Annotated in this window: 3 protein-coding genes; all 3 read left to right on the top strand. The window is 49.6% G+C overall.

Translation table 11 applies throughout. From position 1 onward, the window contains the following. On the top strand, positions 1-304 hold a 304-nt coding region (locus R8N28_RS24560; RefSeq protein ID WP_318183588.1), incomplete at its 5' end, for an AraC family transcriptional regulator. Positions 305-395: 91 nt separating this feature from the next. Beyond that, positions 396-1,055 carry a LysE family translocator gene (locus tag R8N28_RS24555; RefSeq protein ID WP_318183587.1) on the top strand — a complete coding sequence of 220 codons (660 nt, stop codon included), beginning with the start codon at positions 396-398 and terminating at the stop codon, positions 1,053-1,055. Positions 1,056-1,165: 110 nt separating this feature from the next. Next, positions 1,166-1,502 (top strand): gamma-glutamyltransferase (locus R8N28_RS24550; protein ID WP_318183586.1); only part of this gene is annotated, 337 nt, incomplete at its 3' end.

Genomic DNA, 1,502 nt, shown 5'->3' with positions numbered 1-1,502 from the left:
GCAATCTCTCAACACCTTAAAAGATTACTTAATGGCGAACCTCGACCAATCGGTACGGCTGGAGTCTCTTTCTGAGCTTTGCCAGCTAAGCCCGACTCAATTTCAACGCCATTTCAAAGCGCAAACTGGCATGACACCGTATGCGTGGTTTGCCCGTTTACGACTCGAGCAAGGGATGAAGCTGCTACAAGCAGGACAATGCGGTACTGAAGTCGCGCATCAAATTGGTTTTTACGATCAGGCGCATTTCAGCAAAGCCTTTAAGCAGACTTATGGCGTCTCTCCGTCTCAAGTCACCCGATAGCAGCACGCTCATCTTAGGCTGTCAGTTTTTTACAAGCGCATGCCACAACAAGCCTCCACAATAGCTGCATTGGTAATCTTTGAGATGTGTTATGAATGAATCCACTATCCTGCTGACATTGGCCAGCATTCACTTTATTGCCTTAATGAGCCCAGGCCCCGACTTCGCATTAGTAGTGCAAAATGCCACGCGTCATGGTCGCCAGACGGGCTTATACATCGCTCTTGGCTTATCCGTTGGTATTTTGCTGCACTCGTTGTTCAGCCTGACTGGTGTGAGCTACCTTGTGCATCAACATCCTTTGCTGTATTCGGTATTACAACTGCTAGGTGGCAGTTACCTGCTTTACCTCGGTGTTGGGGCCCTGCGCGGTGTGATCGCTACGATCAAAATCCCGCAAACGGATCAACAAAATAAAACAAACAGCTTCGTGATCAGCAACAAACGTCAGGCTTTTGCCAAAGGTTTTGCAACCCACATTCTCAACCCCAAAGCACTGGTTTTCTTCATCAGCTTGATGTCGAGCTTGGTGCCAGCCGGAATGTCGGTCTCAGGCAAAAGCATCGCGTTAGTTATCCTGTTCAGCTTGTCTCTGGTTTGGTTTTCCAGCTTGGCGTGGATGCTCTCAACGCAACGTTTACAACGTCGATTACAACAGGCAGGCATCTACATCGATGGCATCTGTGGTGTGGTGTTTACCCTCGTTGGCGGCAGCATCTTGGCGCAAACCATCAGCACGTTAATCGGTTAACTCTCTGATTTAAAAGCGTCGCACACCCGACATTTATTAAAACGCTGACTCGACGATCTTCTCCATGGCTGCCAAGCTGAACAATCAAACTGGCAACATGGAGAGTCATCATGCAATGGACGTTCAACCGACTCGTGTCTACGGGTCTTTTTCTTAGCGCCTCTATCACCCACACCGCGTTTGCAAACCAAGCCACCGATGCGATTGCCCCAGAGCAAAGTACTGGGCTTGAGCACAAACAACTGGTCAAAGCCAAAGACTATATGGTGACAGCAGCGAACCCAATCGCCACCCAAGCTGGTGCTGATGTACTGGAGCAAGGCGGCAATGCCATCGATGCTATGGTGGCGGTACAACTGATGCTTGGCTTAGTCGAACCACAGTCTTCCGGCATTGGTGGCGGCGCATTTTTGGTGTATTGGGATGGCGAACAACAAAAGCTCACCA

Source organism: Vibrio sp. Vb1554 (assembly GCF_033344235.1).
The sequence above is the reverse complement of the archived record's forward strand: the minus strand, read 5'-3'. Positions and strand labels throughout refer to the sequence as shown.